Here is a 284-nt window from a genome sequence, read left to right as displayed (position 1 = left end):
GCTGATCACGCTCGTCGACAACTCCAACGCCGACTCCTGGGTGGAGATCGATCGCACCGCCAACGTCCAGAACGGCAGCGGCTCGGCGGGCAGCGACCACGACGGCGCCGGGTCCCTGGTGGGCGGCCTGCTCGGGTCCGGCCCGGGCGGGGCGGCGATCGGGGGTGGCCGATGACCGACGACACCGCCCGCCGGGGCCGGTGGCGCGGGCTGTGGCCCCGGCCGCGCGCCACCACACACGCCGCGCGCGCCCGCGCGGGGGGGGCCGCCCCCCCGGGTTAAGC

The sequence above is a fragment of the Kitasatospora sp. NPDC059817 genome, assembly GCF_042731835.1.
Lineage (GTDB): Bacteria > Actinomycetota > Actinomycetes > Streptomycetales > Streptomycetaceae > Kitasatospora.
The sequence above is the reverse complement of the archived record's forward strand: the minus strand, read 5'-3'. Positions refer to the sequence as shown.